The sequence below is a fragment of the uncultured Thermus sp. genome (genome assembly GCF_938010445.1).
GTDB classification, from domain to species: Bacteria; Deinococcota; Deinococci; order Deinococcales; family Thermaceae; genus Thermus; species Thermus altitudinis.
On the sequence record NZ_CALLUR010000096.1, the window covers coordinates 1 to 2,938 of the forward strand.

General features: G+C 64.3%; 3 protein-coding genes and 1 pseudogene. All 4 read left to right on the forward strand.

Features of this window, described 5'->3' with window-relative positions; translation table 11 throughout:
* The coding region (locus tag Q0693_RS05365) for a hypothetical protein (RefSeq protein ID WP_298629772.1) at positions 1 to 378 on the forward strand (378 nt) is incomplete at its 5' end.
* The gene (locus tag Q0693_RS05370; RefSeq protein WP_298629774.1) at positions 375 to 1,529 is read left to right on the forward strand and encodes an MFS transporter; all 1,155 of its coding nucleotides are present in this window, start codon (positions 375 to 377) and stop codon (positions 1,527 to 1,529) included. The genes Q0693_RS05365 and Q0693_RS05370, both read left to right, overlap by 4 nt.
* A 71-nt stretch (positions 1,530 to 1,600) precedes the next feature.
* Positions 1,601 to 1,870 carry a 30S ribosomal protein S15 gene (gene rpsO / locus Q0693_RS05375; RefSeq protein WP_243027373.1) on the forward strand — a complete coding sequence of 90 codons (270 nt, stop codon included), beginning with the start codon at positions 1,601 to 1,603 and terminating at the stop codon, positions 1,868 to 1,870.
* A 58-nt stretch (positions 1,871 to 1,928) separates the two neighbouring features.
* Positions 1,929 to 2,938 (forward strand): annotated as a pseudogene (locus Q0693_RS05380) (polyribonucleotide nucleotidyltransferase); the annotation flags it as partial.

The window sequence follows — 2,938 nt, forward strand, 5'->3', positions numbered from 1 at the left end:
CAAGGCCTCTGCGGCAGCGCCCTAGGGGTGTCGGAGCTGGAGGCCGTAAAGTACGGCCTGGTAAACGAGTACTACCTCTACGGCCAGCTTTTCCTGGCCCTTTTGGCCCTAAAGGTCACCTACGCCCTGGTCCTGATGGCCCTCCGGTTCATGTACCCCGAGAAAGACCCGCCCTTCGCCCCTTTGGTCTGGAAGGTGGGCGTGGGGCTTTCCCTGGTCCTCCTCCTCCTCTTTCTCGCCACCCGCACGCTACCGCTACCCTTCAGCACCCCCTTAGGCCCCGCCCTCCTCTCCCCCGCCCCCTTGGATCCCCTCTCGGTCATGATGGTCCTGCCCGAGCCCTTCCTGCTGGGTCTTTACCTCCGATACCGACCATGAGGCTTCCTCTTCAGGTATACCTGTTGGGCTTTGTCAGCTTCCTCATGGATGTGGCCAGCGAGATGGTCTATCCCCTCCTACCCCTTTTTCTGACCAGCCTAGGGGCGGGCGCAGGGGTGCTGGGGTTGGTGGAGGGCATCGCCGAGGCCACGGCCAGCCTCTTCAAGGTGGTGGGCGGAAGGATTTCCGACCGGTTGGGCCGAAGAAAACCCTTACTCCTCCTGGGATATGGCTTGCCCGCCTTCCTGAGACCCATTTTGGCCCTAGCCCAAAGCCCTGCCCATGTGCTCCTCTACCGTTTCCTGGACCGCACCGGTAAGGGCTTGCGCACCGCACCCCGTGATGCTTTACTGGCGGAGAGCGTGGACCAGGGTGCCTTTGGCCGGGCCTACGGCCTCCACCGGGGCCTGGACACCCTGGGAGCCACCGTGGGCCCCTTCTTGGCCTTCCTCCTCCTACCCCAACTGGGAATCCGGGGCGTGTTTTGGGCCTCGGCCATCCCGGCCTTTCTGGCCTTCATGGCCCTCTTTTGGGTACGGGAGGCCAAGGCCCCACGGGCCAGAACCCCCCTACCCCCCCTCCGCCTCAGCTACTTACGTACCCTTCCCGTCCCGTACCGCCGCTTTCTCCTGGTCTCCAGCCTCTTCGCCTTGGCCCTCTCCTCCAATGCCTTTCTGCTCCTTCGCCTGAAGGAGCTGGGTCTAACCCCCGAGGCCGTGACCCTGGCCTACACGGGCTACAACCTTCTCTACGCTCTTTTGGCCTACCCTCTGGGTAGCCTGGCGGACCGGGTGGGCCTAAGGCGGGTGGTGGCCTGGGGGTTTGGCCTCTACGCCCTGGTGTATTTGGGCTTTGCCCTGGCAAAAACCGCCCTGGCAGGTGTGGCCCTACTGCTCCTCTATGCCCTTTATTCGGCTGCCTTCGAGGGAGCCAGCCGGGCCTATCTGGCCACCTTGGTACCCCAGGAAACGAAGGCCACAGCCATCGGTCTCTACCACACGGTGGTGGGGGTTTTGCTCTTGCCGGCCAGTGTGATCTTCGGCTTTCTTTGGCAGAGCTACGGACCCGGCCTGGCCTTCGGCGTGGGAGCGGGCCTGGCCCTTTTGGCCCTCACCCTCTTCCTGCTTGACGGAAAGAGGAGGAGGCCCTAACCTGGAGGAGGTCCTTAGGGACCTCGAGGAGGAAGGGGCCAAAAGCGCTTTCCCCCCTGACGGAGGTAAAGATGCCCATCAGCAAAGAGGAGAAGCAAAAGGTCATAGAGGAGTTCGCCCGCTTCCCCGGGGACACGGGGAGCACGGAAGTGCAGGTGGCCTTGCTCACCTTGCGCATCAACCGGCTATCCGAGCACCTGAAGGTCCACAAGCACGACCACCACTCCCACCGGGGTCTTTTGATGATGGTAGGGCAGCGGCGTAGGCTTCTGCGCTACCTGGAGCGGGAAGACCCCGAGCGCTACCAGGCCCTGGTTGAGAAACTGGGCCTGAGGAAGTAAACTGGTATGTAGGTCGGGGGCGGGGCCTTAGGGCTCCGCCTTTCGCTTGAGGACAACTATGGCAGAAGCCACGCCCAACACACCCCAAGCCCATCGGTACGAAACCCAGGTGGCCGGCCGCCTCTTGGTCCTAGAGACGGGGAAATACGCCAAGCAGGCTTCTGGCTCGGTCCTGGTACGCTATGGCGACACCGTGGTCTTGGCCACGGCCCAGGCCTCGGAAGAACCCATAGAGGCAGACTTTCTCCCCCTCACCGTGGAGTTTGAGGAGCGGCACTACGCCGTGGGCAAGATTCCCGGAAGCTTCATGCGCCGGGAGGGGCGGCCGGGGGAAAAGGCCATCCTTTCCGCCCGCATGACGGATAGGCCCATCCGCCCCCTCTTCCCCAAGGGGTTCCGCCACGAGGTACAGGTGATCGTCACCGTGCTCTCCGCCGACCAGAAGAACCCTCCGGACATCCTGGGGCCCACGGCGGCCAGCGCCGCCCTCATGCTCTCGGACATTCCCTGGGAAGGCCCCGTGGCCGCGGTTAGGGTGGGCCTCATCGGAGGGCAGTTGGTCTTGAACCCCACCTTGCAGGAGCTGGAGGAAAGCACCTTGGACCTGGTGGTGGCGGGAAGCCGGGACGCCATCCTCATGGTGGAGGCCGGGGCCCAGGAGGTGGACGAGGAGACCTTGGTCCAGGCCTTGGAGTTCGCCCATCGGGAGATGCAACCCATTCTGGACCTGCAAGAGGCCATGGCCCAGGCCCTGGGCAAGCCCAAGATGGCCTGGACTCCCCCCGATAGCCTCAGCGAGGAGGAGAAGGAGGCCTTCTACCGCTTGAGCTTGGAACGGGGGCTTACTGGGGTGCTCCAGACCGCCAGCAAGGGGGAAAGGAGCCGGGCCCTCGAGGCCTTCGCCGAAAGCCTCATCGCCGAGGCCTTGCCCAAGGGGGAGGACGGCACCCCGGACGAGAGCCGGAAGCCCCTTTACGAAAGCGCCTTCGCCGAGGTGGTGCGCAAGGAGCTGAGGCGCTTGGTCCTGGAGGAGGGCAAGCGGGCGGATGGCCGTACACCCAAGGACCT

What these genes read in the sequence shown, in the direction of transcription:
- rpsO (WP_243027373.1), top strand. Translation starts at nt 1,601, where the DNA reads ATGCCCATCAGCAAAGAGGAGAAGCAAAAGGTCATAGAGGAGTTCGCC.
- Q0693_RS05370 (WP_298629774.1), top strand. Translation starts at nt 375, where the DNA reads ATGAGGCTTCCTCTTCAGGTATACCTGTTGGGCTTTGTCAGCTTCCTC.